General features: G+C 75.3%; 19 protein-coding genes. 15 read left to right on the top strand and 4 right to left on the bottom strand.

Annotation, left to right across the window (positions count from 1 at the left end; genetic code table 11):
- Window positions 1-119: 119 nt before the first annotated feature.
- Window positions 120-1037 carry a TetR family transcriptional regulator gene (locus ACFVVX_RS04880; protein WP_387941452.1) on the bottom strand — a complete coding sequence of 306 codons (918 nt, stop codon included), beginning with the start codon at window positions 1035-1037 and terminating at the stop codon, window positions 120-122.
- Between the two features lie 224 nt (window positions 1038-1261).
- Complete coding sequence (locus tag ACFVVX_RS04875; RefSeq protein ID WP_387941450.1) at window positions 1262-3037, bottom strand: 3-hydroxyacyl-CoA dehydrogenase family protein; 1776 nt, start codon at window positions 3035-3037, stop codon at window positions 1262-1264.
- 642 nt (window positions 3038-3679) lie between these two features.
- On the opposite strand from ACFVVX_RS04875, the gene ACFVVX_RS04870 reads away from it, so the two are divergent.
- From ACFVVX_RS04870 to ACFVVX_RS04850, 5 genes are all read left to right on the top strand, one after another.
- The gene (locus ACFVVX_RS04870; protein WP_387941448.1) at window positions 3680-6373 is read left to right on the top strand and encodes an MXAN_6230/SCO0854 family RING domain-containing protein; all 2694 of its coding nucleotides are present in this window, start codon (window positions 3680-3682) and stop codon (window positions 6371-6373) included.
- A 76-nt stretch (window positions 6374-6449) separates the two neighbouring features.
- The gene (locus ACFVVX_RS04865; RefSeq protein ID WP_387941446.1) at window positions 6450-7916 is read left to right on the top strand and encodes a glutamine synthetase; all 1467 of its coding nucleotides are present in this window, start codon (window positions 6450-6452) and stop codon (window positions 7914-7916) included.
- Window positions 7917-7919: 3 nt separating this feature from the next.
- Window positions 7920-9038 (top strand): amidohydrolase family protein, encoded by a 1119-nt coding sequence (locus tag ACFVVX_RS04860; protein WP_387941444.1) that lies wholly within the window; start codon window positions 7920-7922, stop codon window positions 9036-9038.
- Window positions 9039-9367: 329 nt separating this feature from the next.
- Complete coding sequence (locus ACFVVX_RS04855) at window positions 9368-10873, top strand: S8 family serine peptidase (protein ID WP_387941442.1); 1506 nt, start codon at window positions 9368-9370, stop codon at window positions 10871-10873.
- 244 nt (window positions 10874-11117) lie between these two features.
- Window positions 11118-11483 (top strand): hypothetical protein, encoded by a 366-nt coding sequence (locus ACFVVX_RS04850; protein ID WP_387941440.1) that lies wholly within the window; start codon window positions 11118-11120, stop codon window positions 11481-11483.
- Between the two features lie 67 nt (window positions 11484-11550).
- Here the strand turns inward: ACFVVX_RS04850 and ACFVVX_RS04845 are convergent, their stop codons facing one another.
- Together ACFVVX_RS04845 and ACFVVX_RS04840 are read right to left on the bottom strand one after the other, a co-directional pair.
- Window positions 11551-12444 carry a HipA family kinase gene (locus tag ACFVVX_RS04845; RefSeq protein WP_387941438.1) on the bottom strand — a complete coding sequence of 298 codons (894 nt, stop codon included), beginning with the start codon at window positions 12442-12444 and terminating at the stop codon, window positions 11551-11553.
- Between the two features lie 24 nt (window positions 12445-12468).
- Entirely contained in the window at window positions 12469-13344 is an 876-nt protein-coding gene (locus ACFVVX_RS04840; RefSeq protein WP_387941436.1) for a winged helix-turn-helix transcriptional regulator, read from the bottom strand.
- Between the two features lie 123 nt (window positions 13345-13467).
- Between ACFVVX_RS04840 and ACFVVX_RS04835 the strand changes: the two genes are divergently transcribed.
- The 10 genes from ACFVVX_RS04835 (at window position 13468) to ACFVVX_RS04790 (ending at window position 25164) form a co-directional block, all read left to right on the top strand.
- Window positions 13468-14271 carry an ABC transporter permease gene (locus ACFVVX_RS04835; RefSeq protein ID WP_387941434.1) on the top strand — a complete coding sequence of 268 codons (804 nt, stop codon included), beginning with the start codon at window positions 13468-13470 and terminating at the stop codon, window positions 14269-14271.
- 37 nt (window positions 14272-14308) lie between these two features.
- Window positions 14309-15295 carry an ABC transporter ATP-binding protein gene (locus ACFVVX_RS04830; protein ID WP_387941432.1) on the top strand — a complete coding sequence of 329 codons (987 nt, stop codon included), beginning with the start codon at window positions 14309-14311 and terminating at the stop codon, window positions 15293-15295.
- A complete protein-coding gene (locus tag ACFVVX_RS04825) occupies window positions 15292-16254 on the top strand; it encodes an ABC transporter permease (protein ID WP_387941430.1) in 963 nt (320 codons plus the stop codon). The genes ACFVVX_RS04830 and ACFVVX_RS04825 overlap by 4 nt, the downstream gene beginning before the upstream one ends.
- 59 nt (window positions 16255-16313) lie before the next feature.
- Window positions 16314-16754: an SRPBCC family protein gene (locus tag ACFVVX_RS04820; protein ID WP_387941428.1), complete on the top strand. Its 441-nt coding sequence runs from the start codon at window positions 16314-16316 to the stop codon at window positions 16752-16754.
- Between the two features lie 152 nt (window positions 16755-16906).
- Entirely contained in the window at window positions 16907-18061 is a 1155-nt protein-coding gene (locus ACFVVX_RS04815) for a glycosyltransferase (protein WP_387941426.1), read from the top strand.
- 332 nt (window positions 18062-18393) lie between these two features.
- A complete protein-coding gene (locus tag ACFVVX_RS04810; protein WP_387941424.1) occupies window positions 18394-19917 on the top strand; it encodes an exopolysaccharide biosynthesis polyprenyl glycosylphosphotransferase in 1524 nt (507 codons plus the stop codon).
- Window positions 19918-19924: 7 nt separating this feature from the next.
- A complete protein-coding gene (locus tag ACFVVX_RS04805; RefSeq protein WP_387941422.1) occupies window positions 19925-21250 on the top strand; it encodes an O-antigen ligase family protein in 1326 nt (441 codons plus the stop codon).
- Between the two features lie 83 nt (window positions 21251-21333).
- Complete coding sequence (locus ACFVVX_RS04800) at window positions 21334-23022, top strand: lipid II flippase MurJ (RefSeq protein WP_387941420.1); 1689 nt, start codon at window positions 21334-21336, stop codon at window positions 23020-23022.
- Window positions 23012-24052, top strand: a complete 1041-nt coding sequence (locus ACFVVX_RS04795; RefSeq protein ID WP_387941418.1) for a polysaccharide deacetylase family protein — start codon at window positions 23012-23014, stop codon at window positions 24050-24052. Before ACFVVX_RS04800 ends, ACFVVX_RS04795 begins: the two co-directional genes overlap by 11 nt.
- Window positions 24049-25164: a glycosyltransferase gene (locus tag ACFVVX_RS04790; protein ID WP_387941416.1), complete on the top strand. Its 1116-nt coding sequence runs from the start codon at window positions 24049-24051 to the stop codon at window positions 25162-25164. Before ACFVVX_RS04795 ends, ACFVVX_RS04790 begins: the two co-directional genes overlap by 4 nt.
- Window positions 25165-25202 lie beyond the last annotated feature (38 nt).

The following is a 25202-nucleotide window of genomic DNA, read 5'->3' as shown; positions in this document are numbered from 1 at the left end:
TGAATCAAATCCCCGTTCGACCGCCCCGGCGCGGGCCTCGCACGGGCATGGGAAGGGCCCGTACCGGCACTCCGGTACGGGCCCTGAAAAACTGCTCCGACCTGCGGAAACGCTCCCGATCAGGCCTCTCGCGCGCCACTCAGCGCGGCTCTGATGCTGTCCACCACCACGTCCAGCGGGGCGTCGGTTCGGGCCACTGTGATGAGTACCTCACCTCCGGGGCTGGCACTCAGTGCGCTCATGGCGGCGGCCTCCATCGGCGTCACACTGGCACCGGGTGCCACCAGGGACCCACGCCGGCGGGCGCCGGGTGCGGCGGACGCCCAGAAGGTGCCCCGGATCACCTCGAAGGAGTGGTCCAGCTGCGCCTCCACGTCGCCCCGGCCGCCGGCCCGCAGCCAGCGCCGCAGCACGTGGTTGTGCGCCGCCACGACCGCCGCCGCCGACACCTCGGCCAGCATCGAGTCGTCCTCGCCGCCGCGCTGCCAGCCCGGCGGGATCTCCTCCGCGGTGTCGAAGCGACCGAGCAGGTAGCGGGTGAACAGCCGCTCGTAGCGGGCCACCACCGCGATCTCCCGCTCGCGCAGCGCCGGGACCTGACGGATCAACTGGTACCGCGCCACCGACACCGCGGGGGTGGAGGCGTACATCCGCAGCACCTCCTTGATGCCCCGGCAGACCACGTCCAGCGGGTGCTCCTCGGACTCGGCGCTGGCCAGCAGGTCGGCCACCCGGACCAGGGTGTCGTCGTGGTCCGGGAAGATCGCCTCCTCCTTGGACCGGAAGTACCGGAAGAAGGTCCGCCGGGCCACTCCGGCGGCGGCCGCGATCTGGTCGACCGTGGTCTCCTCGTAGCCCTGCGAGGCGAACAGCTCCATCGCCGCGGTGGCCAGGTCCTGGCGCATCTGCTGGCGCTGTGCGGCCGCCCGGCGGTTGCCCGGGCCCGGCTCGGAGGCGGCGGGCGCGGCACCGGCCGGCCGGTCGGTGCCGCGCGGTACGGCGGAGTGCTGCGGGGAGGCTGACTGAACCCGATCCATGGCCGGAACGCTACACGCCCCCGACCCCGGCGCCGCGGGCCTTCCTCGGCGGACCGGCGCGACGGGGCCGGTCACGGCCGGTCTCGGCCACCGGGCGGACACCGCCCCGGGGCTCCAGCCGGTCCGCGGCTGGCCGGGCGGCACCGCACCGGCCGGCACCGCGCCGGGCGGCAGGGCGCTCCCGCCCACCGGGCCCGCGGCGGGCCCGCCCGCCGACGACGTGGTCACCGGCGTGCGTGGTCGCGGAAGCCGCGGCCGGTCTTGCGGCCCAGGCAGCCCGCCGCCACCAGGTGCTCCAGCAGCGGCGCCGCCGCCAGTCCCGGCTCGCGGAACTCCTGGTGCAGCACCTGCTCGATGGTCAGCGAGACGTCCAGGCCGACCACGTCCAGCAGCTCGAACGGGCCCATCGGGTAGCCGCAGCCGAGCTTCATCGCGGTGTCGATGTCGTCCACCGTCGCGTAGTGCTCCTGCAGCATCCGCACCGCGTCGTTCAGGTACGGGAAGAGCAGCGCGTTGACGATGAACCCGGCCCGGTCGCCGCACTCCACCGGGTGCTTGCGCACCTCGGCGCACAGCTCCAGCGCGGTCGCGGTGACGTCCGGGGCGGTCAGCACGGTGGAGACCACCTCGACCAGCTTCATGGCCGGCGCCGGGTTGAAGAAGTGCATGCCGATCACGTCCTGCGGCCGCGAGGTGGCCGCGGCGCAGCTGATCACCGGCAGCGAGGAGGTGGTGGTGGCGAGCACCGCACCCGGCTTGACGATCTTGTCCAGGGTGGCGAACAGCTCCTGCTTGACCGCGAGGTCCTCGGCGACCGCCTCGACCACCAGGTCCACCTGGGCCAGCTCGCCGTACTGCCCGACCGGCGTCACCAGGGCCAGCGCCGCGTCGCGCTGCGCCTCGGTCAGCCGGCCCTTGGCCACCGAGCGGTCCAGCGACTTCGCCAGCTGGGCCTTGGCCCGGTCCGCCTTCTCCTGGCTGCGGGCGGCCAGCAGCACCGGGTGGCCGGCCTTGGCGAACACCTCGACGATGCCGGTCGCCATGGTGCCCGAGCCGCAGACGCCGATGCTGCGCACCGTGCGGCCCGGCACCCGGGCCGTGGCGCCGGCGGCGGCCGTGTCGACCGCCCTGGAGGAGCCCGGCGCCTCGTACGTGTAGAAGCCCCGGCCCGACTTGCGGCCCAGCAGCCCGGCCGCCACCAGCTGGCCGAGGATCGGCGCGGGCGCGTGCAGACGGTCCCGGGACTGCTCGTACATCGCCTCCAGCACCGTGCGGGCGGTGTCCACGCCGATCAGGTCGAGCAGCGCCAGCGGGCCCATCGGCAGGCCGCAGCCGAGCCGCATCGCGGCATCGATGTCCTCGCGGGTGGCGTACCGGGACTCGTACATCGCGGCGGCCTGGTTCAGGTACGCGAAGAGCAGGCCGTTCACCACGAAGCCGGCCCGGTCGCCGGCCGCCACCGGCTCCTTGCCGAGGTCCCGGGCGAAGGCCGAGGCGTCCACGGCCACCTGCGGGGCGGTCAGCACGGTGCGGACCACCTCGACCAGCTTCATGGTGTGCACCGGGTTGAAGAAGTGCAGGCCCAGCACCCGCTCGGGGCGGGCGGTGGCGGCGGCGATCCGGGTCACCGACAGCGCGGTGGTCCCGGTCGCCAGCACCGTCTGCGGCGGGCAGATCCGGTCCAGCTCGGCGAAGAGCTCCCGCTTCAGTTCCAGCTGCTCGGGGACCTCCTCGATCACCAGATCCGCCTCGGCGGCGGCCTCCAGCGAGGTGCCCACCGTGATCAGCGCGAGGGCCGCGGCCCGGTCCTCGGCGGTGATCCGCTCACGCGCCACGGCGTGCGCGGTCGCCTCCTCGATCCGGGCGAGCGCCCGGGCGGCGGAGTCCTCGTTGGCCTCGATGCCGATCACCCGGCGGCCGCTCTGCGCGACCGCCACGGCGACGCCGGCGCCCATCGTGCCGAGACCGACCACGGCGACCGTGGGGAAGGGACGCTTCATTGTCCTGACTCCTTGTCATGGGAGGCCCGCGCGCGCTCCGGCGGGCGCGCCGCCGCGCCCGTACGCCGGGGGCGGCCGCCGCCGGAGGAGGGTTCGCGCGCGGGGGCTTGGGAGATGACGGTTGCGGCGCACGCGCGCAGCCGCCGGTCCGCTCCGGCCGTGCTGCGGGTGTGCCGTGGTACTCAGGCGCTCTGGGTGAAAGGAAGCGGCTCTGATACGAGGAGAGAATCCGGCCCGCCGCGATCCGCGGCACCGACCGGTGAAGGACGCACTCGACCGCCGCCCGCCACGCGCGAATCCCGCGCGCCGACGAACGACCCCGCCGGTGCGGCTCCCGAAGCCCGGCGGTGGTGCGTGCGGTCACTGTAGCGAAGCTACCGGCGAGTAGGAAGAGGGCGGCGGTACCTATTAACAAGTCCCACGGCGACGATCTCCCAAGCCGCGCACCGGGCCGACCGGCCCGCCGGACCGGATCCTCCGGGCACGAGGCCCGCGGAAATTCGTTCGGTGCGCCGAGCGGGCTTCGCTAGGGTGTGCGGTGCGGGGGCGGCTCCGCGGCGTGCTTCCTTCTCTCATCTCCAAAATGACCCGAGTGCGCCCACTCTCCGCCCCCGCTTCGTCGTATCTCCGGGGGATCCACCAGTGAAGAAGCAGAGCACCGCCGCGCCCGACACCCGCCTCGACGCCTACCTGCTGCGCCGGCTCGGCGCCGTCGCCGTCCAGGGCGGCGGGACGGGGGAGCCCGATCCGTGGAGCGCCCGCGGGCTGCTCGCGCTGGAGGCGGACCTCGCGCAGCGCGGATACCTGCTGACCGGTCCGCTGCGCGCCGCGCTCGGGCGGCTGCGGCCGGCCGGGCTGGCCGACGCGGGGCAGACGCTGCTGCGCCAGATCGACGAGTCGACCGGCGCCGACCGCAAGCACCAGGCGCTGTTCCGGCGCTTCCCCGACGGCGTGCCCAACCACGCGCACAGCTACTACTCCGCGCACGTGCGCGCCTTCCTGCTCAACCAGCCGAACCAGATCTGCGCCGCCTGCGAGTGCGTCGGCGCCGAGTCCGGCATCGGCGCCCTCGCGCCCTGCGCCCACCTGCTCTGCGGCGACTGCTACGACGAGCTCACGAGCTCCGGCCCGGCCGGCCGGGCCTGCCCGCTCTGCGGTACCCCGATCGCCGCGGAGCGCCACCTGCCGCTGGACGCCAAGTCGGTGCGCAACGCCGCCCGCGAGCACGGCCCGGACACCGTGCTGCGCCCGCTGCGGCTGGCCGCGGGCGCCGACCCGGCCGCCGCCGCGGCCACCGAGCTCGGCCGACTGCTGGGCCGCCGCACCCCGCTGAACCCGCAGGACCGCGAGGACCTCGCCCTGCTGCTCGACCACGCCCCCGCCGACCCGGCCGACTGGCTGCCCGCCGACATCCCCGTCCGGGAGAGCCGGGCCACCGTCCTCGCCGTGCTGCTCCGCCGCGACCAGGCCACCGCCCGGCCGCTGCTCGCCGCCCACCTCACCACCGCCACCGACGTGCTGCGGCTGATCTGGGCCTGGTCCGGCGCCGAACCCGACCTGCTGCCCGCCACCGCCAAGGGCCTGCGGCTGCGCAACCTGCCCCGCCCGCTGCGCCGCGAACTGCTCGCCGTCCTGGACGCGTTCCCGCTCGGCACCCTCGCCGAGGACCTCGGCCGGCACCGCGCCGCCTGGCTGCGCGCCGGCGAGCTGCTGCACCCGTACGAGCACCGGGCCCGGTTCCCGTACGCCACCGCCGCGTTCGCCGTGCTCCGGCAGAGCGACCTCGACCTGCACGGCCTCGGCCCCGAGCTGCGCGCCGCCCCCGCCCCGCTGCGGGTCAGCGAGACCCCGGGCGGCCACACCCGGCTGGTCGTCAGCACCTTCGCCGCACGGGTCGAGCAGGCCCTCGCGGGCGGCGACGTCTCCGCCGCCGTCGCCCTGCTGGCCCGCCGCCCCGGCGAGCTGGTCCGCCGACTGCACCACCTGCTGCGGGTGCACGCCTCCTGGAGCCCCGGCGAGCCGCTGCCCGCCGCGCTCGCCGAGGCCCTGCCCGCCGCCCTGCGCAAGGTCGCGCCCGGCCCGCTGCTCGGCGCGTACGGGCGGCTGCGCGGCCCGCGCGAGGTCGGCGAGCGCCGGCTGTACTTCCCGCGCGGGCGGGTCTCGCTGGCGCACGCCCGCGACGACTGGGGCACCGAGGTCCCGGCCGCGCTCAGCGCCCCCGTCTGCACGCTGATCGAGGCGGAGCTGCTGCGCCGCGCCGGGAAGCACGAGCGCTTCGACGTCGCCGTCCTCGACGAGGGCCTGGCCGACCTGGTGGTCCCGTTCGCCGAGCGGGCCGTCGCCAAGTCGCTGGTCGCCGTGCCGCGCGGCAGCGTCCAGCGGCTGCCCGACGGCGGCCGGGTCCGGCTCTTCCTGCACTGGATGCAGACCCCGCGCCAGCGGGTGGACCTCGACCTCTCGGTGGCGCTGTACGACGAGCGGTGGGAGCCGGTCGGCCTGTGCGACTACACCCGCCTGGTGCACGGCAAGCGCGCCGCCGTGCACTCCGGTGACTTCACCTCGGCCCCGCCCCCGCACGGCGCCACCGAGTACGTCGACCTCGACCTGCCCGCGCTGGCCGAGGGGGGCGCCCGGTACGCGGTCGTCATCGTCTTCAGCTACAACGACGTCCCGTTCGAGGACCTGGCCGACGCATTCGCCGGGTTCATGGAGCTGGACGCCCCGGAGGCGGCCCGCCACCGCACCGGCCACTTCCACCCGGCGGCCGTCCGCCAGCGGCTGGACCTGAGCGGGGACGCCAAGGTCTGCGTCCCGATGATCGTCGACCTCGGCCGGCGCGCGTACACCTGGACCGACCTCAACACCGGTGCCTCCGGCGGCTTCCACAGCGTCTGGCGCTACCGGGACCGGATCGGCGCCCTGGCCTCGGACGTGCTGGCGCACTTCGCCGAGGGCTCCCGCGCCACGCTCTGGGACCTCGCCTGCGCCACCGCCGCCGCCCGCACCGACGAGGTGCTGGTCCGGGACCGCTCCGGCGGCGTGCTCAGCAGCTACCGCCGGGCCGCCGACGAACCGGTGGCGGCCTTCGCCGAGCGGCTGCGCGAGCGGCGCGGGAACGACGGCGAGCTGACGGGCCCGGTCCTCGACCGGGTGCTGGCCGAGCAGCTCGCCCACCGCAGGGTGTTCACCGCGCTGGTGCACGCCGACGTCCCGGCGCCCGCCCCCGTCTCGGGCGCGCTCTACCGGCTCTACCCCGGCCCGCTGGACGCCGCTCCCGACACCCTGGAGCGGCTCACCGCGGGGGACTTGGTGGCCCTGTTCGACCCGGAGGGGTGAACGGGCGGACAGGCGTCCGCCCGAACCACCCGATAGGGGAATTCCCCCTGGTCAGCGGGCGCGGCAGCATGGAGGCATGAGCACCGGAACCGTCGCGTCCGCCGGCCTCGCCGACCCCTCCGAGCCGCCCGCGGGCCCCGTCGACGCCGCAGGCCCCGCCGGCCCCGCCGCCGCCGTGGCGCTGCCACCGCGCGCCGAGCGGGCCGAGCGGGCACAGGAGGCCGTCGAGCGGCTGCGCGCGGGCGGGGTGGAGGCGGTGGCCGTCACCTGGGTGGACAACGCCGGCATCGCCCGGGCCAAGGCGGTACCGCTGGGCGGCCTGGTGCACGCCGCCCAGTGGGGCGTCGGCGCCGCGCCCTGCTTCGACGTCTTCCTGGCCGACGACTCCATCACCACCAGCCGGCTCAGCGGCGGACCGACGGGCGATCTGCGGCTCTACCCGGATCTCGACCGGGTCGTCCCGCTGGCCGCCCAGCCCGGCTGGGCCTGGGCGCCGGGGGAGCGGTACACCCAGACCGGCGGCCCGCACCCGGGCTGCCAGCGGCTGTTCGCCCGCCGGATGGAGGCCGCCGCGGCCACCCGCGGGATCGGCGTCAAGGCCGGCATCGAGGTCGAGTGGACGGTCGCCCTCGCCGGTCCGCCCCAGCAGGAGCCGCAGTACCCGACGTACGGCCCGGCCTACGGCATGCAGCGGCTGACCGACCTCTCCGACTACCTCCGGGACGTCCTGCGCGCGCTCGGCGAGCAGGGGCTGAAGGTCCTCCAGATCCACCCCGAGTACGCACCGGGCCAGTTCGAGGTGTCCCTCGCCCCCGAGGGCCCGGTCGGCGCCGCCGACACCTCGGTCCTGGTCCGGCACACCGTCCGGGCGGTCGGCGCCCGGCACGGGCTGCGGGCCTCCTTCGCCCCCGTCGTCGAGGCCGGCGCGGTCGGCAACGGCGGCCACCTCCATCTGAGCCTGTGGCGCGACGGGCGGAACCTGGGCCGCGGCGGCCCCGGCCCGCACGGGCTGACGGCCGAGGCCGAGGGCTTCCTCGCCGGGGTGCTCGGCGCGCTGCCCGAGCTGCTGGTGCTCGGCTGCTCCAGCCCCGCCGGGTACCTGCGGCTGGTGCCCTCGCACTGGGCCGGCGCCTACCAGTGCTGGGGCCTGGAGAACCGGGAGGCCGCGCTGCGGCTGGTCACCGGCTCCTCGGGGGAGCGCTCGACCGCCGCCAACGCCGAGGTCAAGTGCTTCGACGCCACCGCCAACCCCTACCTCGCGGTCGGCGCGGTGCTCGCCGCCGGCCTCGCCGGGCTGGACCAACGGCTCGCGCTGCCACCGGAGTTCACCGGGGATCCGGCCGAGGCCGCGCCCGGGACGGTGCCCCGGCTGCCCACGGGCCCGGCCGAGGCGCTCGCGGCCTACCGGAAGTCCGCGGTGCTCCGCGAGGCGCTCGGCGACCGGCTGTACGAGGCGGTGCTGGCCGTCCGGCAGGCCGAGAGCGAGCAGTACGCCTCGGCCACCCCCGAGCAGCTGGTGGCGGCCACCCGCTGGCGGTACTGACCGGTGCCCCCGCTGGACGTCCCCGCCCTGGTCGACCACCACTGCCACAGCGTGGTGGCGGCCGAGCTGGCCGACGACGTCCTGGCCGGGCTGCTCACCGAGTCCGACCGCCCGCCCGCGCCCGGCTGCTCGCCGTTCGACAGTGCGCTCGGCCTCGCCGTCCGCCGCTGGTGCCCGCCGGCGCTGGGGCTCCCGGCGCACGCCCCGGCCGCCGACTACCTGGCCCGCCGACGCGAGCTCGGCGCCGCCGAGGCCACCCGGCGGCTGCTCGCGGCCGCCGCCCTGGACACCTGTCTGGTGGACACCGGGCTGACCGGGGCGGGCGGCCACCCGTTGCTGCCGCTGGGCGAGTTCGCCGAGGTGTCGGGCGCCCGGGTGCGCGAGGTGGTCCGGCTGGAGGCCGTCGTCGAGTCGCTCGCCCCGGCGGCCGCCGACTGGCCGGCCGCGGTGTGCGCGGCGCTGGCGTCGGCGGCCGCCGGCGCGGTGGCGGTCAAGTCGGTGCTGGCCTACCGCAGCGGCCTGGCGGTGCCCCCCGAGCGGCCCGCCACCCGGGAGGTGGTGGCCGCCGCCGGGGCGCGGCTGCGGGCCGGCCACGGGCGGCTGACCGACCCCGTGCTGCTGCACCACCTGCTCTGGACGGCCCTGGACGTCTGTGCCGGGCTGGGCCTGCCGCTCCAGCTGCACACCGGTTTCGGGGATCCGGACCTGACCCTGCACCGGGCCGACCCCTCGCTGCTGACCGGGTTCGTCCGGGCGGCGGAGCCGAGCGGCGTGCCGCTGGTGCTGCTGCACTGCTACCCGTACCACCGGCAGGCCGGCTGGCTGGCCCAGGCCTTCCCGCAGGTGTACACCGACCTCGGGCTGACGGCCTCCTACGTCGGCCCCCGGGCAGCCGCCGTGCTCGGCGAGATGCTGGAGCTGGCGCCGTTCGGCAAGCTGCTGTTCTCGACCGACGCCTACGGCCTGCCGGAGCTGTACCTGGTCGGCGCGGCCCAGTTCCGGCACGGCCTGGGCAGCCTACTGGACGGCTGGCGGGCCGACGGCGCCTGTACGGCGGCCGACGCGCAGCGCCTGGCCCGGCAGGTGGCCGCCGGCAACGCCCGACGCCTGTACCGGCTCTGAGCGGTCCGCCGGCCCGGTTCTGAGGGGCCCGCAGGCCCGGCCCGGCCCGGGGGAATCGGCCGCGGGTACGCTGCCGTCACCCGTCTGCGCGGGTTGTTCGAGGTGGATCGTCTGCGCTCGGCCGAATTGACGGCACGGAAGCCATTTTATTCACCGTATGGATTGACATCCCGTCCGTGGCCTGGAGTCATCGACCTCGCAAGTGTTCGAACTGTGTCGATTAGATGACTACCTCTTGCGGATTGCAACGCATGTTCACTAGCGTCCCGATCATTCCAGTGCACCTGCCAACCGCAGTTGTGCATGACGACTCGGGAGGGCCAACCCCTATGAGTGTTCCTCGGATCAGCCGGACCCGGTACGCCGCGGTGGGCCTCGTCCTCGCCACGGCCGGCGCTCTGGTGCTGCCGGCCGGTACCGCCGTCGCGGCCGCCGGGGCCGAGCCGACGACCGGGCCGCTGCTCAGCTACGTCGTGAACACCCAGGCCAACCACGGCCAGGTGCAGAAGGTCGAGAAGGCCATCACCACCCTCGGTGGCTCGGTGGTGTACTCGTACGAGCAGATCGGCGTGGTGATCGCCCGCTCGACCGACACCAAGTTCGCCGCCAAGCTGCGGCAGGCGAAGGGTGTCCAGTCGGTCGGCGCCAGCCGCACCAAGGGCATCACCGCCGCCGACACCCGGAAGGCCGAGGTCGCCGCCGAGCCGACCGCCGCCGCCGCTGCCGCGGCCGCCGCCGCCGGCGAGGAGCCCAACTGGGCCAACCAGTGGGACATGCGCCAGATCGGCGTGGACAAGGCGCACAAGCTGTCGCTCGGCAGCAACAAGGTCACCGTCGGCGTGCTGGACTCCGGCATCGATGCCAACCACGAGGACCTCAAGGCCAACGTCGACGCCTCGCAGTCGGTCTCCTGCATAGACGGCGGCAAGCCGAACACCGCCTTCGAGGCCTGGCAGCCGGGCGTCGACGGCGACCACGGCACCCACGTGGCCGGCACCATCGCCGCCGCCAAGAACGGCAAGGGCATCGAGGGCATCGCCCCGAACGTCAAGCTGGCCGCCGTCAAGGTGGTCGACGACGGCGGGTTCATCTACCCGGAGTACGCGGTCTGCGGCTTCGTCTGGGCCGGTGAGCACCACTTCAAGGTGACGAACAACAGCTACTTCGTCGACCCGTGGATGTTCAACTGCCAGAACGACGCGGACCAGGCGGCGATCACCACCGCCGTCCGCCGCGCGGTCGAGTTCTCGCAGCGCAAGGGCGTCCTCAACGTGGCCGCGGCGGGCAACGAGAACATCGACCTCGCCCACAAGACCAAGGACGTCGCCAGCCCGGACGACACCACCCCGGGCGAGCGTCCGATCACCCAGGACTGCCTGAACCTGCCGACCGAGCTGGACGGCGTCATCTCGGTCTCCTCGGTGGGCGTGAACGGCGACAAGTCGTACTACTCCAGCTACGGCAAGGGCAAGGTCACCGTGGCCGCCCCCGGTGGCGACCGCCGCTACCAGATCCCGGACACCCCGGACAAGAACGGCCGCACCCTGTCCACCATCCCGGGTGGCAAGTACGGCTACATGCAGGGCACCTCGATGGCCTCGCCGCACGCCGCCGGCGTGCTCGCCCTGCTCGCCAGCACCTTCCCGTGGGCGAGCCCGGAGGAGCTGACCGAGATGCTGACCAGCCAGGCCGAGTCGCACGCCTGCCCGACCTCCCCGTTCAACCCGGGCGGTGCCGGTGAGTGGACCGCCAACTGCGAGGGTGGCGCGGACGACAACGGCTTCTACGGCGCGGGCATCATCAACGCCGAGAAGGCGGTCCAGTGGTGGCGCTGAGCCGCTGACCCGGCGTCGGACCGGGCCGGACCGGGCGTAGCCCGGCACTGAACGACCACAGGGTGGGGAGTGGGACTCAGGTCCCGCTCCCCACCTTTTTGAGTACCGGTACTCAGGTGGGGGCACCGGCCGGATCGCCAGAATGGACCAAGGGGGTGTTTGCAAAGTCCCACCCGGACCGGGTGGGACTTTGCAAACACCCCTGGCAGGCGCGACCGGGCACGTCTTCGAGGAGCAGAGCGGCATGGCACAGACCTTCACCGGATGGCAGCCCCCGGTCCGTCAGAGCGGCGGGCGGAGCTGGCCGTGGCTGGTGCTGGGGATCGCCCAGCTGCTCGCCGCCGGCCCGATGCTGGGCCTGATGGTCGGCGGCGGCCTGGTGGTCACCGTGATGGGGCTCGCCTCCGGCGGGAGCGTCGGCGAGGTGCTGCCGGTGCTGCTGCAGCTGTCCGCGGGCCCCCTGGCGGGCCTGGCGGTACCGGCCCTGGCGCTGCTCTCCCCCTCGGTGCGCCGGGTGAACCGGGCCGCGCTCTTCGCGCTGCACTGCCTCGGCCTGCTGGTCGGCACGGCGGTCGCGTACATCGGCTGGGTCCGCCCGGCGATGGGCTGACCGCAGGCGCGCGGGACCGCGGGACGGCGCGAGCCTCGGCCCGTGTCACCCCGGCCCGCCGGGCCCGTCACTCCACGTGCCGGCCCCACTCCGTCCCGACGGACGGCTTGCCGTGCAGGTCCGGGACCTCCTGGAGCCAGGCGGGCCGGCCGGCCCTGGCCCGGGCCGCCCGGCGGGCCTCGGCCTCGCGCAGCTGCTCGGTGGTGGCGAACCCCTCCGGCAGCCACTGCGGCGAGCGGGCCGCCCGGGCGGCCAGATGGGCGACGTACGCGCGGCGCAGCGCGTCCACCGAGTCGAAGCCGGGCTCGTCGGCCAGCCACTCCTCGGGGACCAGGGCGACCACCTCCTCCAGCAGCCCGGCGGTGACCAGCGGGCCGAGCTCCTCGTCGGCCAGCCGGACGTCCGGCCGGTAGCCGCCGAGGGCGTGGGCGCTGAGGTCGTAGCGCTTGCCGACGGCCGCCTCGGCACCGGCCCAGCGGTGGTGGAAGATCAGCGCGGCGCCGTTGTCGATCAGCCAGAGCCGGTGGTGCCAGACCATCAGGTTGGGGTTGTGCACGGTGCGGTCGACGTTGCCGGTGAGGGCGTCCAGCCAGACCACCCGCCCGGCCTCGGCCGGGTCGACGGGGATCATGCCGGGCTTGAAGTCGACGGCACCGGGCAGCAGGTCCATCCCGAGGTTGATCCCGCTGCTGGCCCGGAGGATGTCCTGGATCTCGGCGTCGGGCTCGCCGTCGGCGATCGCCGGGTCGAAGTCGACCAGCCGCAGCTCCGGGACCCGCAGTCCGAGCCGGCGGGCGAGCTCGCCGACGATCACCTCGGCCACCAGCGCCTTGCGGCCCTGCGCGGCGCCGGTGAACTTCACCACGTAGGTGCCCAGGTCGTCGGTCTCCACGACGCCTGGCACCGAGCCGCCGGCCCGCAGCGGGTCGACATAGCGCACTGCTGTCACCTGATCGAGCACATCGGCCACCCTAACGCGACTGTCCTACCGGACCCGACCCGCCACCTCGCGGGCGTCCGCCAGTGCCTGCCGGACGGCGCCGGGGATGTCGGTGACGGGGAAGACGGCCCGGCGCACCACCCGTTCGCGGTCCAGCACCAGGACCGCCCGCTTGAGCCGCAGCCCCTGGCCGACGTGGAAGGTGGGCAGCCGCAGCGCGGCCGCCAGCCGGACGTCGAGGTCCGACAGCAGGGGGAAGGGGATCTCCTCGGCCTCGGCGAACTCCCGCTGCTCGTCCGGCCGCTGGGTGGAGACCCCGCGCAGCGCCAGCCCGGCCGCGCGGAACTCCGGGTAGGCCTCGCGGAACAGCCGGTTCTCCAGCGTGCAGCCGACGGCCCCGGGGATGGCGCCCCAGGAGGCGGGCAGCGGTGCGGGCCGGCCGGTGGCGGGGTAGCAGAACAGCACGGTGGCGCCGGCCGCCGGGTCGACCGGGTCGAGCTCGCCGCCGGTGTGCGCGGGCAGCGTGAGGGCGGGCAGCCGGGTGCCGGGGAGCGCGGCCATCCGGGCGCTCTCGGCGCTGTCGGGCGCGGCGGAGCCGGAGAGCGAGCCGTCGCCGAGCAGCCAGCGGTCGGCCCAGTCCTGCATGGCGACCAGGACCGGCAGCAGCGCCCGCCCGGACTCGGTCAGCCGGTACTCGTAGCGCACCGGGCCCTGCTGGTACGGCACCCGTTCCAGGACGCCGGACCCGGTGAGGTGGCCGAGCCGCTCGGTGAGCACCTTGCGGGAGATGCCCAGCTCGTGCTGGAGCTCGTCGAAGCGCAGCCGCCCGCGCGCCGACTCACGGACGATCAGGATGCTCCACCAGTCGCCGATCACCGCCGCCGACTGGGCGATCGCGCAGTGCGCATCGTGTGCGGGCACGTCTCTGAGCACCGTTGATCCTCCTCACCGACCGAGCGGCCCATCCTCGCACCCCCTTGCGGGTTCCGAAAGGGAACTTGTAAGTTCCTCATCGGAACTCATTGAGAGATCGGGGGGAAACGGATGCCTGTCGCCTGGGCGACCCTGCGCCGGACCTGGACCATGACCAGCCGGGCCTACCCGTGGTCGTACGCCGTCGGCTGCCTGCTGATCGGCGTGTTCACCATCGGACTGTCCTACCTGGGCCTGCACGCCATCGGCGGCGGCTCGGTGGCCGAGGACTTCACGGCCCGGGCCGGCGGCGCCGACTACCTCGGCTACATCGCCGTCGGCGCGGGCGGCTACATGTTCACCGTGCGGATGCTGCTCTGGAGCAGCAAGGCGCTGATCACCGAACAGCGCCAGGGCACCCTCGGCGCCCTGCTGATCGCCCCGGCCACCCGGCTGCCGTACCTGCTCGGCTTCACCGGCTTCGCGCTGCTCAACACCGCCGTCGAGGTCGGCCTGCTCGGCGGCTTCGCCGCGGTGCTCGGCATCACCCTGCCCGCCTGGCACCCGCTGGCCGCCCTCGCCGGGGTGCTCGCGCTCAGCGCCGCCGTGTTCGGCGCCGCCGTGCTGCTCGGCGCCCTGATGATCGTCGCCGGCGAGGCGCACATCTCGCAGAACACCGTCTTCCTCGCGGTCTCGCTGCTCTGCGGCATCACCTTCCCCAACAGCTACCTGCCCGCGCCCGCCCGGTGGCTGGCCGAACTGCTGCCCGTGACCTCCGCGATGGACGTGCTGCGCGGCGCCCTCGGCGAGGGGCGGCCGCTCGCCGACCTCCTCCCGCGGCTGGTCACCTGCCTCGCGCTCAGCGCCGGCTACCTGCTGCTCGGCCTGCGGCTGCTGCCCGCCGCCGAGCGCCGCGCCATCGAACGGAGCTTCTGACCGTGAACCGGACGACCCCGCACCCGGAGCCGCTGACATGATCCGCACCCACGCCCTGCGCAAGACCTTCCGGACCAGGGAGAAGGGCCTGTTCGGCCCGCGCGCCGTGAAGACCGCCGTCGACGGCCTCGACCTGGAGATCCCGCGCGGCCGGGTCACCGGCCTGCTCGGCCTCAACGGCGCCGGAAAGACCTCCACCATCAAGATCCTCGCCACCCTGCTCCGCCCGACCTCCGGCAGCGTCACCCTGGACGGCCTGGACGTGGTCGAGCACGCCCGCGAGGCCCGCCGCCGGATCAACCTGATCGCCGGCGGCGAGCGGATGGTCTACGGCAGGCTCACCGGCGCCGAGAACCTGCGCTACTTCGGCCGCCTCTACGACGTCCCCACCGCCGTGCTGCGGGTGCGGATCGGCGAGCTGCTGGAGCTGGTCGGCCTCACCGACGCCGCCGACACCCCGGTCGAGCGGTACTCGCGCGGCATGACCCAGCGGCTCTCCATCGCCCGCGGCCTGATCAACGACCCGGCCTACCTGCTGCTGGACGAGCCCACCCTCGGGCTGGACGCGCCGATCGCCCGCGACCTGCGCCGGGTGGTCGCCGAACTCGCCGCCGAGGGCCGGGGGGTGCTGCTCACCTCGCACTACCTGGCCGAGGTCGAGGAGCTGTGCGAGCACGTCTACGTGATCTCCGGCGGCCGCCACCTGGCCGCGGGAAGCCCGGCCGGGCTCAAGGCGGCGACCGGCAGCCACCGCAGCGTCCGGGTCACCGTCACCAACCCCTCGCCGGAGCTCTCGGACCGGATCACCGCGTTCACCCGCGGACTCGGCGGCCGCACGGAGCTCGACAGCACCGGGGAGGGCGCGCTGCTGGTCACCGTCCGGCACCCGGAGGACGTCGCCGGACCGCTGGCCGGCGCGATCGTGGCCGCCGGCGGGTCGATCGGCGGTCTGGAGGTCACCGAGGCCACCCTGGAGGACGCCGTCCTCGCACTGACCGACGCGCCCCTGGCGGTGGCCGGATGACCGGCCCGACGCCCGTCGACGCGCCGCTGTTCGCCCTGGCCGACCGCGCCCTCCCGCCGCCGCTCCCCGCGGGCCCGCCCGCACCGTCGCCGTCGCCATTGCCGCCATCGCCGCGCACCGCGCGCCCCGGCCGGGCGCTGCGGCACGCCGCCAAGGTGTTCGCCGCCGAGGCGCTCAAGCAGCACCGCACCCTGTTCGGCCAGCCGCTGGTGCTCGCGTCGATGCTGCTCTGGCCGCTGCTGCAGCTCGCCGCCACCTACTACACCCTGCACCCGATCGCCGCCGGCGCGGCCGCCGCCGCCCGCTGGCCGCTCGCCGCCGACCCGGCCCGGCTGCTCGGCTTCCTCGCCACCGGCGCACTGGCCTGGGCGTTCTTCTTCTCGCTCGTCCAGTCCGCGTGGAACCTCACCTACGAGCGCACCACCGGCACCCTCGAACTGCTCTTCCTCTCGCCCGCCGACCGGCTCGTCCTGATGATCGCCAACGGCGCCGGCGCGCTGCTGCAGAACGCCTGGCTGCTCACCTGCTTCCTGGGCGCCGCCGGGTTCGGCTTCGGCGCCCTGGACGTGGCCGGGCCGTGGATGTACCCGGTGGTGCTGCTCGCCCTGCTGCTGCCGGCGGTCGCCTGGGGCGCGCTGCTCAACAGCCTGATGGTGTTCTCCCGGGACTCCGCCTTCGTCTACACCGTGCTGGACGACCCGATGTGGTTCGTCGCCGGGGTCCGGCTGCCGACCTTCGCGCTGCCGGGCGTGCTGCGCGCGCTCGGTGCGGCGCTGCCGCTCACCGGCAGCCTCACGGTGGTGCGCGGGGCGCTGCTGGAGGGGCGGGGCCTCGGCGAGCTGGCCCCGGACCTCGGCCGGCTGGCGGTCCTGTGCGCGCTGCTGCTGGCCGGCGCGGCGCTGGCGCTGCGCCTCGGCGAGGCCCGGGCGCAGCGCACCGGAGGCCTCCGGCTGGCGTGAGCGTCCCGCTGTGGTTGGCTTGCCGGTGAAACCGGACGTCTTCACGAGGAGAGCAGGACATGGGACAGGTGCTGGCCACCACCGAGCGGGAGTACGACGCCGCTCCGGAGCGGGTCTACGAGGCGCTCGCCGACTACCAGGTGACCCGTCCGAAGCTGCTGCCCGCCCAGTACAGCGAGTACGAGGTGCGGGCCGGCGGCACCGGCGCGGGGACGCAGGTGCACTGGCGGCTGCAGGCCACCGAGAAGCGGGTGCGGGACTGCCTGTTCACCGTCTCGGCGCCGGCGCCCGACCAGCTGGTGGAGAAGGACGCCAACTCCAGCATGGTGATCACCTGGACGGTCTCGGCGGCCGGCGAGGGCCGGTCGAAGGTGACCGTCTCGGCGACCTGGCAGGGCGCGGGCGGCATCGGCGGCTTCTTCGAGCGGACCTTCGCGCCGAAGGGCCTCAACCGGATCCACGACCAGGTGCTGGCCAACCTCGCCGCCGAGGTCCGCTGATCCCCTGCTCGGCGCGCCGCCCGACTCGTAAGCGGATTCGATGAGTTCGGACACCCGTACGAGCCGAACGCCGTACGGGTGGACGGCCGCCACCTGAGGGTGACGGTAGCGGCCCGGCCCGGTGGTGCCACCCTAGGCTCGCCGCCGTGCATATGACGATCCTTCACATTTCACAGCCGGTGGACGGCGGAGTCGCCCGCGTGGTCACCGACCTGGTCCGCGGCCAGCGCGAGGCAGGCCACCGGGTGCTGGTGGCCTGCCCGCAGGGCGGCCGGCTGGCCGAGGGCGCCGCCGCGGTCGGCGCGCTGGTCCAGGACTGGCCCGCCGACCGCTCGCCCGGCCCGGCCGTCGCCGCCGAGGCCTGGCGGCTGCGCCGGATCGTCCGGGCCGCCGCGCCCGACATGGTCCATCTGCACAGCGCCAAGGCCGGGTTGGCGGGCCGTCTGGCCATCCGGGGCGCGGTGCCGACCGTCTTCCAGCCGCACGCCTGGTCGTTCGCCGCGGTCGACGGCGGGCTGGCCGCCGCCACCCTGCGCTGGGAGCGGTACGCGACCCGCTGGGCGCACCGGCTGCTCTGTGTCAGCGTCCAGGAGCGGGCCGACGGCGTGGCGGCCGGTCTGCACGCCGACTGGGCGGTGGTGCCCAACGGTGTCGACGTCCGGCACTACGCGCCCGCCGAGCGCCGGGCCGCCCGGATCGCCCTCGGGCTGGACCTGGACGCCCCGCTGGCCGTCTGCGTGGGGCGGCTGTGCCGGCAGAAGGGCCAGGACGTGCTGCTCGCCGCCTGGCCGGAGGTGCTGCGCCGGGTGCCGCAGGCCCGCCTGGCGCTGGTCGGCGGCGGACCGGACGAGGCCCGGCTGGCCGACACGGTCCGGGAGTCGGCCGAGCCCTCCCGGGTCCGCCTCGCGGGGGACGTGCCGGATCCGCGGCCCTGGCTGGCGGCGGCCGACCTGGTGGTGCTGCCCTCGCGCTGGGAGGGGATGGCGCTGGCGCCGCTGGAGGCGATGGCGGCCGGCCGGCCGGTGCTGCTGACCGATGTGCCCGGGGCCCGGGAATGCCTGCCGCCGACCGAGCGGGAACGCGCCGTGGTGCCGCCCGAGGACGTGTCCGCGCTGATCACCCGAATGGCCGAAGCGCTGTCCGATCCGATCGAATGCGAGCGACGCGGCGCACGGCTGCGGGAGCATGCCGTCGCACGCCATGACGTGCGTTCGGTGGTCGAACAGGTGGACGCTCTCTATCGCGATCTGCTGGGCGCCGGTCCGGCGGTCGGACGCCGCCGGGCCCGTGTCCCAGAGCGGATCTGATCGTTTCACATGCCGTGAATGCCCGCCGCTCTGGCGCTGTCGTATTCGCACCTCAACCGGATGTGGGTGAGGCGTCAAGTCGGAAATACCTATTAATGGGCGGCTGGAATGAAATGGCAAGTCGACTTCCAGCATTCAACCCGACGCTCGGTATTGTCTGATTTCGCCTGCTTCGTTTCGATTTCACTCCGGGAATTCGTGAGAAAACCGAATGCCGCCAGCGGCAGCAGGTGCTGTCAGGACCGCGCCCACCGGGCCGGGACGGCCGCCCCGGGCCAACCGGTGCCGGAGCGCCGTCACCCCGGGCACACAGCAGGGGAGTTCGTGCGCTGATGACCATTGACCACGACAGCGTGCCACGGCCGGGACGGCCCCTGGCGGGCCCCCGGCGGCCCGCCACCGGCCTGCTGGACCGCCCGGCCAGGACCGCCCAGGCCCGCAGCGCACCGCCGACCCGTCGGCACCGCCGACCGGTCCGCTCCCGGCTCGCCCTGCCCGCCGCCCTGATCGCGGTCGACGCCGTCGCCCTGTGCACCGCCACCGGCCTCGCCAACCGGGCCCTGGACCCGGCCCTGCGGGTCGACCCGCTGCTCGGCGTCGCCGCCCTGCTGCCGCTGCTGCTCGTGCTCAACCTCGCCGGCGGCCTCTACCGCACCCGGCTCACCCTCTCGGTCCTCGACGAGCTCCCCGCGCTGACCGTCCGCGCCGTCGTCGCCACCGCCTTCGCCGTCACCCTGGCCGGATGCCTCGACGGCCGCTGGCCCGACTGCGGCCCCGCCACCCCGGCCCGGCTGACCGCCCTGCTCGGCGCCCAGCTGCTGCTCGCCGTCTGCGGCCGGGCCCTCGCCTACCACCTGGTCCGCCGGATCCGGCGCAGCCGCCCCAGCCCCGTCCTGGTCCTCGGCGCCGGCCGGCTCGGCCGCCGGGTCGCCGCCGCCCTCAGCGAGCGCGGCGAGTACGGGATGCGCCCGGTCGGCTTCCTCGACCCCGACCCGCCGCTGCTGGCCGGCGACACCGACCTGCCGGTGCTCGGCGGCCGCGAGGTGCTGGAGCGCGAGGTCCGCCGCCACCGCGTCCACCACGTGGTCGCCACCGCCGGCGCCGCCGACGAGGCCGAGACCGCCGCCGCCCTGCGGGACGCCGCCCGGCTCGGCTGCCAGGTCTGGCTGGTGCCCGCGCTGCGCGAGTACGGCTCGCTGGAGACCGGCCGGACCGCCGGCGGCGACCACCTCTGGGGCTTCCCCTGCCTGCGGGTGGGCCGCGCCGCGATGCGCCGCCCCGGCTGGGCCGCCAAGCGCACGCTGGACGTCACCGCCGCCGCCCTCGGCCTGCTCGCCCTCGCCCCCGTGCTCGCCCTGTGCGCGCTCGCCGTCCGCTTCGACACCGGCCCCGGCGTGCTCTTCCGCCAGCAGCGCACCGGGCTCGACGGCCGGGTCTTCACCGTCCTCAAGTTCCGCACCCTGCGGCCCAGCAACGAGCACGAGTCGGCGACCCGCTGGAACATCTCCCAGGACCACCGGATGGGCGCCGTCGGCAAGCTGATGCGCCGCAGCTCCCTGGACGAGCTGCCGCAGCTGTGGAACGTGCTGCGCGGCGACATGAGCCTGGTCGGCCCCCGCCCCGAGCGCCCCTACTTCGTCATGCGGTTCAGCCAGGCCTACCCCGAGTACGCCGACCGCCACCGGGTCCCGGTCGGCCTCACCGGCCTCGCCCAGGTCAACGGCCTGCGCGGCGACACCTCGATCGAGGACCGGGCCCGGTTCGACAACCGCTACATCGAGAGCTGGAGCCTCTGGCAGGACGTCAAGATCCTGTTCCGCACCGCGGCCCTGATGCTCCACCCGGACGGGAGCTGACACCAGCGTGGCCCTCACCCTCGACCTCGGCCCCCACCCCGCCCGGGCGTTACACCGGGCGGGCGCCGCCCTGGCCGCCCGGCCCAGCCTGCTCGCCGCCGCCACCGTGCTGCTGGTCTGCGTGCCCACCGGCGAGAAGGACGTGAGCGCCGCCGTCCACATCACCGCCGCCGACCTCGCCTCGCTCGCCCTGGTCGCGCTCACCGCCGTGGACCTGCTGCGCGGCCGGCTGCCCGCGATCGACCGCGGCACCTGCGCCCTGTTCGGCGCGATCGTGCTCTCCGCCGCCGTCGCCACCATCGGCTCGATCGACCCGGCCACCAGCCTCACCGGCTTCGTCCGGCTCACCCAGGTGTTCGTCCTGGTGCCCGCCGGCGTGCTCTGCGCCCTGCGCGACCGCACCGACCAGCGGCTGATCCTCGGCTCCTTCGTCGCCGCCGCGCTGATCCAGGGCGTGGTCGGCGCCCACCAGTACCTCACCCGCACCGGCGCCTCCTACACCGGCCAGCCGATCCGGGCCGTCGGCACCTTCGGCGCGCTCGACATCATGGCGATGTCCACCGTGGTCAGCTACGGACTGCTGGCCGCCCTCGCCCTCGCCCTCGGCGAACGCGGCCCCGGCGGCGACCGGCGGCTGCGCCGGGCGATGTACGCGGCCGCCGCCTTCCTCGCCTTCCCGCTCGCGGTCTCCTTCAGCCGGGGCAGCTGGATCGCCACCGGAGCCGCCGCCGCCGTCCTGCTGCTGCGCGCCGACGCCCGGCTCGCCGTCCGCAGCGCCGTCCTCGGTCTCGCCGCCGTCGTCGTCCTGGTCGGCGGCCTCGGCCTCGGCGCCTCCGGCGTCACCGCCCGGATCGGCAGCATCGGCTCCGTCTCCGCGGCCCCCGACCAGTCCGTCTCCGACCGCTACGACCTGTGGGGCACCGCCGAGCGGATCTGGCAGGACCACCCGGTGAGCGGCGCCGGCCCCAAGGCCTTCCAGCAGCTGCGCGACAGCCACGCCCCGCTGCGGCTGTCCTCCGGCAGCGACGCCGCCGACGCCACCATCGGCTTCCAGCGCGAACCACTGCTCTCCCCGCACAACATGTACTTCCTGGTGCTCAGCGAACAGGGACTGATCGGCATCGTCGCCTACGCCGCGCTCTTCTTCGGCCTCTTCCTCGGGTGCCTGCGGCACGCCCCCGCCGGACAGGGGCTGGCCGCCCTCGCCCTGCTGACCTGGGTCCTGGTCGACTTCCTCTACGCGGACATCGGCGGCACCACCACCGTGCTGACCTCCGTCGTCCTCGGCCTCGCCGCCCGCACCGCCCGGCCCGCGAGGGGACACGCCCGGTGACCACCGACCAGCCCGCGCTCGTTCCCGTCCCTGTCCCTGTCCCTGTCCCCGTCCCGGCCGCCCCTGTCCCGGCGCCCGCGCCCGTGCCCGCGCCGAACCGAAGGGGCGCGCCCGGTCCGGGCGCCCCGGAGGCGACCGGCCGGGCGGCGGGCGGCTTCCTCGTCAAGGCCTTCGGCGTCACCGCCGTGCTCAGCGCCGCCGGCTCCGCCCTCGGGCTGCTGCGCGACCTGCTGCTGGCCCGCTACTTCGGCGCCAACCAGGGCACCGACGCCTTCCTGGTCGCCTGGACCGTCCCCGAGAGCGCCGCGCCGCTGCTGATCGAGGACGCCATGTCCTTCCTCATGGTGCCCGCCTTCGCCCTGGCCCTCGTCCTGCGCGAGGAGCACCCCGACGGCCCCGACCCGGTCCGCCAGCTGGTCCGCGCCACCCTGCCCTGGCTGCTGCTCGTCCTCGGCGCCCTCTCGCTCGGAGCGGCCCTCGGCGCCCCCCAGCTGGTCGACCTGCTCGCCCCGGGCCTCGCCAACCCCCAGCTCGCCGTCACCTGCACCCGGATCACCGCGCTCACCGTGCTGCCGTTCGGCGTGGCCGGCTACCTGGCCGCCGCCCTGCGCGCCCACCACCGCTTCACCGCCCCCGCCGGGATCTACGTCGCCTACAACGTCGGCATCCTCGGCGTCCTGCTCAGCGCCCACGCCCTGTGGGGCGTGCGGTCCGCCGCGATCGGGGTCGCCGTCGGCAGCCTGCTGATGGCCGGCCTGCTGGTCGTCCCCTTCCTGCGCCGGCTGCGCACCGGCCGGCGCGCCCGGGGCCACCGCTCCCGCAACTCCCTGGTGCTGATCCCGCTCGCCCTGCTGCCGGTCGCCGCGTTCACGCTGACCCGGCAGGCCCAGGTCTTCATCGAGCGCTTTCTCGGCTCCGCGCTGCCGCCCGGCACCATCTCGCACCTCAACTACGCCGCCAAGGTCTCCCAACTCGCCATGACGGCCGCGATCCTGATCTGCACCGTCACCTTCCCGCTGGTCGCCCGGGCGCTCGCCGCCGGAGACCTCACCGCCGCCCGCGACCGGGTCGAGAAGGACCTCGGCCAGGCCGCCGCGGTCGTCCTGTTCGGCACCGCCTTCCTGCTGGCCTGCGCCCCCTCCGTGGTCGCCCTGCTCTTCGAACGCGGCGCCTTCGGCCCGCGGGACACCGCCGCCACCGCCGCCGTCATCCGGGTCTACAGCTTCGGCCTGCCCGCCCAGGCCCTGATCGGCGTGATGATCCGCCCGTACTTCTCGCTGCGCCCGGTGGTCCGCCGGGCCGGCGACCCGCGCCCCGAGGACGGCGGGCGCCGACTGCTCGACTGGTACCCCGCCGCCGCGATGGTCCTCGGCCTGGTCGTCACCGTCACCGTCGGCCTCCTCGCCACCCCCCGCTTCGGCGCCCTCGGCCTGGCCGCCGGCAACGCGGCCGGCATCACCGCCACCGCCGTCCTGCTGCTGCGCGGACTGGTCCTGCGCGGCATCGCGCTGCGCCTGCGCCGGGTGCTCGGCGGCCACGCCCGACTGCTCGCCGCCGCCGCCGGCGCCGCGGCCCTCGGCACCCCCGCCGCCGGGCTGCCCGCCGACCCCCTGCTCTCGACCCTGCTCGGCGGCGCCACCGTGGCGCTGGCCTTCGCGGCCCTCGGTACCGGCCTCGGCGCCCGCGAGGTGCGCGGCCCGGTCCTCGCCGCAGTCCGGGCCCTGTGCCCGCCACCTGTAGCCGATGAAGGGAAGGTTCCCCATGGACGCTGAACGGGGATCGGTCCGTTCGGTCCTGTCGGGCGTACGCCGCTCCGTGGTGCCGACGGCGACCGGACCGCGCGCCGACGCGCCGCGCACCGAGGTCCGCCGCCCGCAGGCACGGCTGCCGAGGAGCCGCCGGCCCGTGTCCGGCGCCGCGCTCCCGGGGGCGGGCCCCGCCTCGCCGTGGATCCTGATGTACCACTCGGTGGCCGTCGAGCAGGAGGACCCGTACCTGCTGACCGTCAGCCCCGAGCGGTTCGCCGACCAGATGGCCTGGTTGCACCGCTGCGGCCGGCGCGGCGTCTCGGTCCGCGACCTGATGCGCGCCCGGGCCGCCGGACGGGACGCCAAGCTGGTCGGTCTGACCTTCGACGACGGTTACGCCGACTTCGCCCGGCACGCCGTCCCGATCCTGCAGGAGTACGGCTTCACCGCCACCGCCTACGTGGTCGCCGATCTGCTCGGCCGGGCCAACGACTGGGACGCCGAGGGCCCGCGCAAGAAGCTGCTGACCGTCGACCAGGTCACCGAACTCGCAGCCGCCGGCTGGGAGATCGGCTCGCACGGCCTCGGCCACCAGGCCCTTCCCGGCCTGCCCGCCGACGTGCTCGCCACCCAGACCAGGGAGAGCCGCCGGGCCCTGGAGGAGGTCGTCGGCGGGCCCGTCACCGGCTTCTGCTACCCGTACGGCGCCGTCGACCTGCCCGCCACCCTGGCCGTGCGCGACGCCGGCTACGACTACGCCTGCGCCATCGCCCACTCCCCGCTCACCGGCCGGTTCGCCATGCCCCGCTGCTACGTCGGCGACCGCGACGGCGCCTGGCGGCTGCGCGCCAAGCGCGGCCGCCACCGGCTGCGCGACACCGTCACCGAACTGCGCCAGGGCCGCCTCGCCGGCCGTCCCCGCCCCGAACCCAAGGGACACGCCGCCGCCGAGGGCGAGGACCGGCGGGGGAGCGCGGCCCCGGCCGGCGAGCGGGGTACCGGCGGGCCGGAGCGCCCGGGAGGCAAGCGGACGGGCAGGAAGGCGCGTCGATGAGGGTGCTGCACATCGTCACCGGCCTCGCCTCCGGCGGCGCCGAGCGCCAGCTCCTGCTGCTGCTGCGCCACCTGCCCGCGCACCAGCAGTGCGAGGTGGTGGCGCTGACCAACCCCGGCACGGTCGCCGCCGCGCTGCGCGCCGACGGGGTGACCGTCCACCACCTGGCCATGCGCGGCAACCGGGACCTCGGCGCACTGCCCCGGCTGGTCCGGCTGATCCGCGGGGGCGGCTACGACCTGGTGCACACCCACCTCTACCGCGCGGGGCTCTACGGCCGGCTGGCCGCCCGGCTGGCCGGGGTCCGGGCGGTGGTCGCCACCGAGCACTCGCTGCACCCCGGAGTGATCGAGGGCCGCCCGGTCACCCGCGGCGTCAAGGGCCTCTACCTGGCCGCCGAACGCCTCGGCAGCACCACCGTCGCGGTCTCCCGGCAGGTGGCCCAGACCCTGCACTCCTGGGGCGTGCCACCGGGCCGGGTGGAGCTCATCCCCAACGGCATCGACGCCGCCCGCTACACCCGGACCGACGCGGACCGCGCCGCCGTCCGCCACCGGCTGCGCGCCGAGCTGGGCCTGCCACCGGAGAGCTGGGTGGTCGGCGCGGTCGGCCGACTGGTGCCCGGCAAGCGCTTCCACGTCCTGCTGGAGGCGCTGGCCGACCTCGACCAGGGCGCCAGGCTGGTGCTGATCGGGGAGGGCCCCGAGCGCGCCGCCCTGGAGCGCCGGGCCGACGCCCTCGGCGTCCGGGACCGCCTGGTGCTCACCGGCGAACGCGACGACGTCCCCGAACTCCTCGCCGCCGTGGACGTGCTGGCCGCGCCCTCGACCGAGGAGACCTTCGGCCTGGGCGTGCTGGAGGGCCTGGCGGCAGGCCTGCCGGTGCGGCACAGCGCCTGCCCGGCCCTGGACGAACTGCCGCCCGCCGCGGCCCCGCAGGCCCGCCGGATCCCCTCCGAGGCCGGCGCCTACACCGCCGCCCTGCGCGAACTGCGCCATCTGAACGACCACAGCACCGACCCGCTGCCCCGACCCCCGGCGGTCGGCCACTACGACATCGTCCGGGTGGCCGCCGATCTGGGAGCCCTCTACGACCGCCTGGCACCCGCTTGAGCGGCCGGCAGCCCGCGCCCGGCCGGGTCGCCCACCGG

This window comes from Kitasatospora sp. NPDC058170, from assembly GCF_042883905.1.
Lineage (GTDB): Bacteria > Actinomycetota > Actinomycetes > Streptomycetales > Streptomycetaceae > Kitasatospora.
Note: the sequence above shows the minus strand (reverse complement) of the source record. Positions and strands in the feature narration are given on the sequence as shown.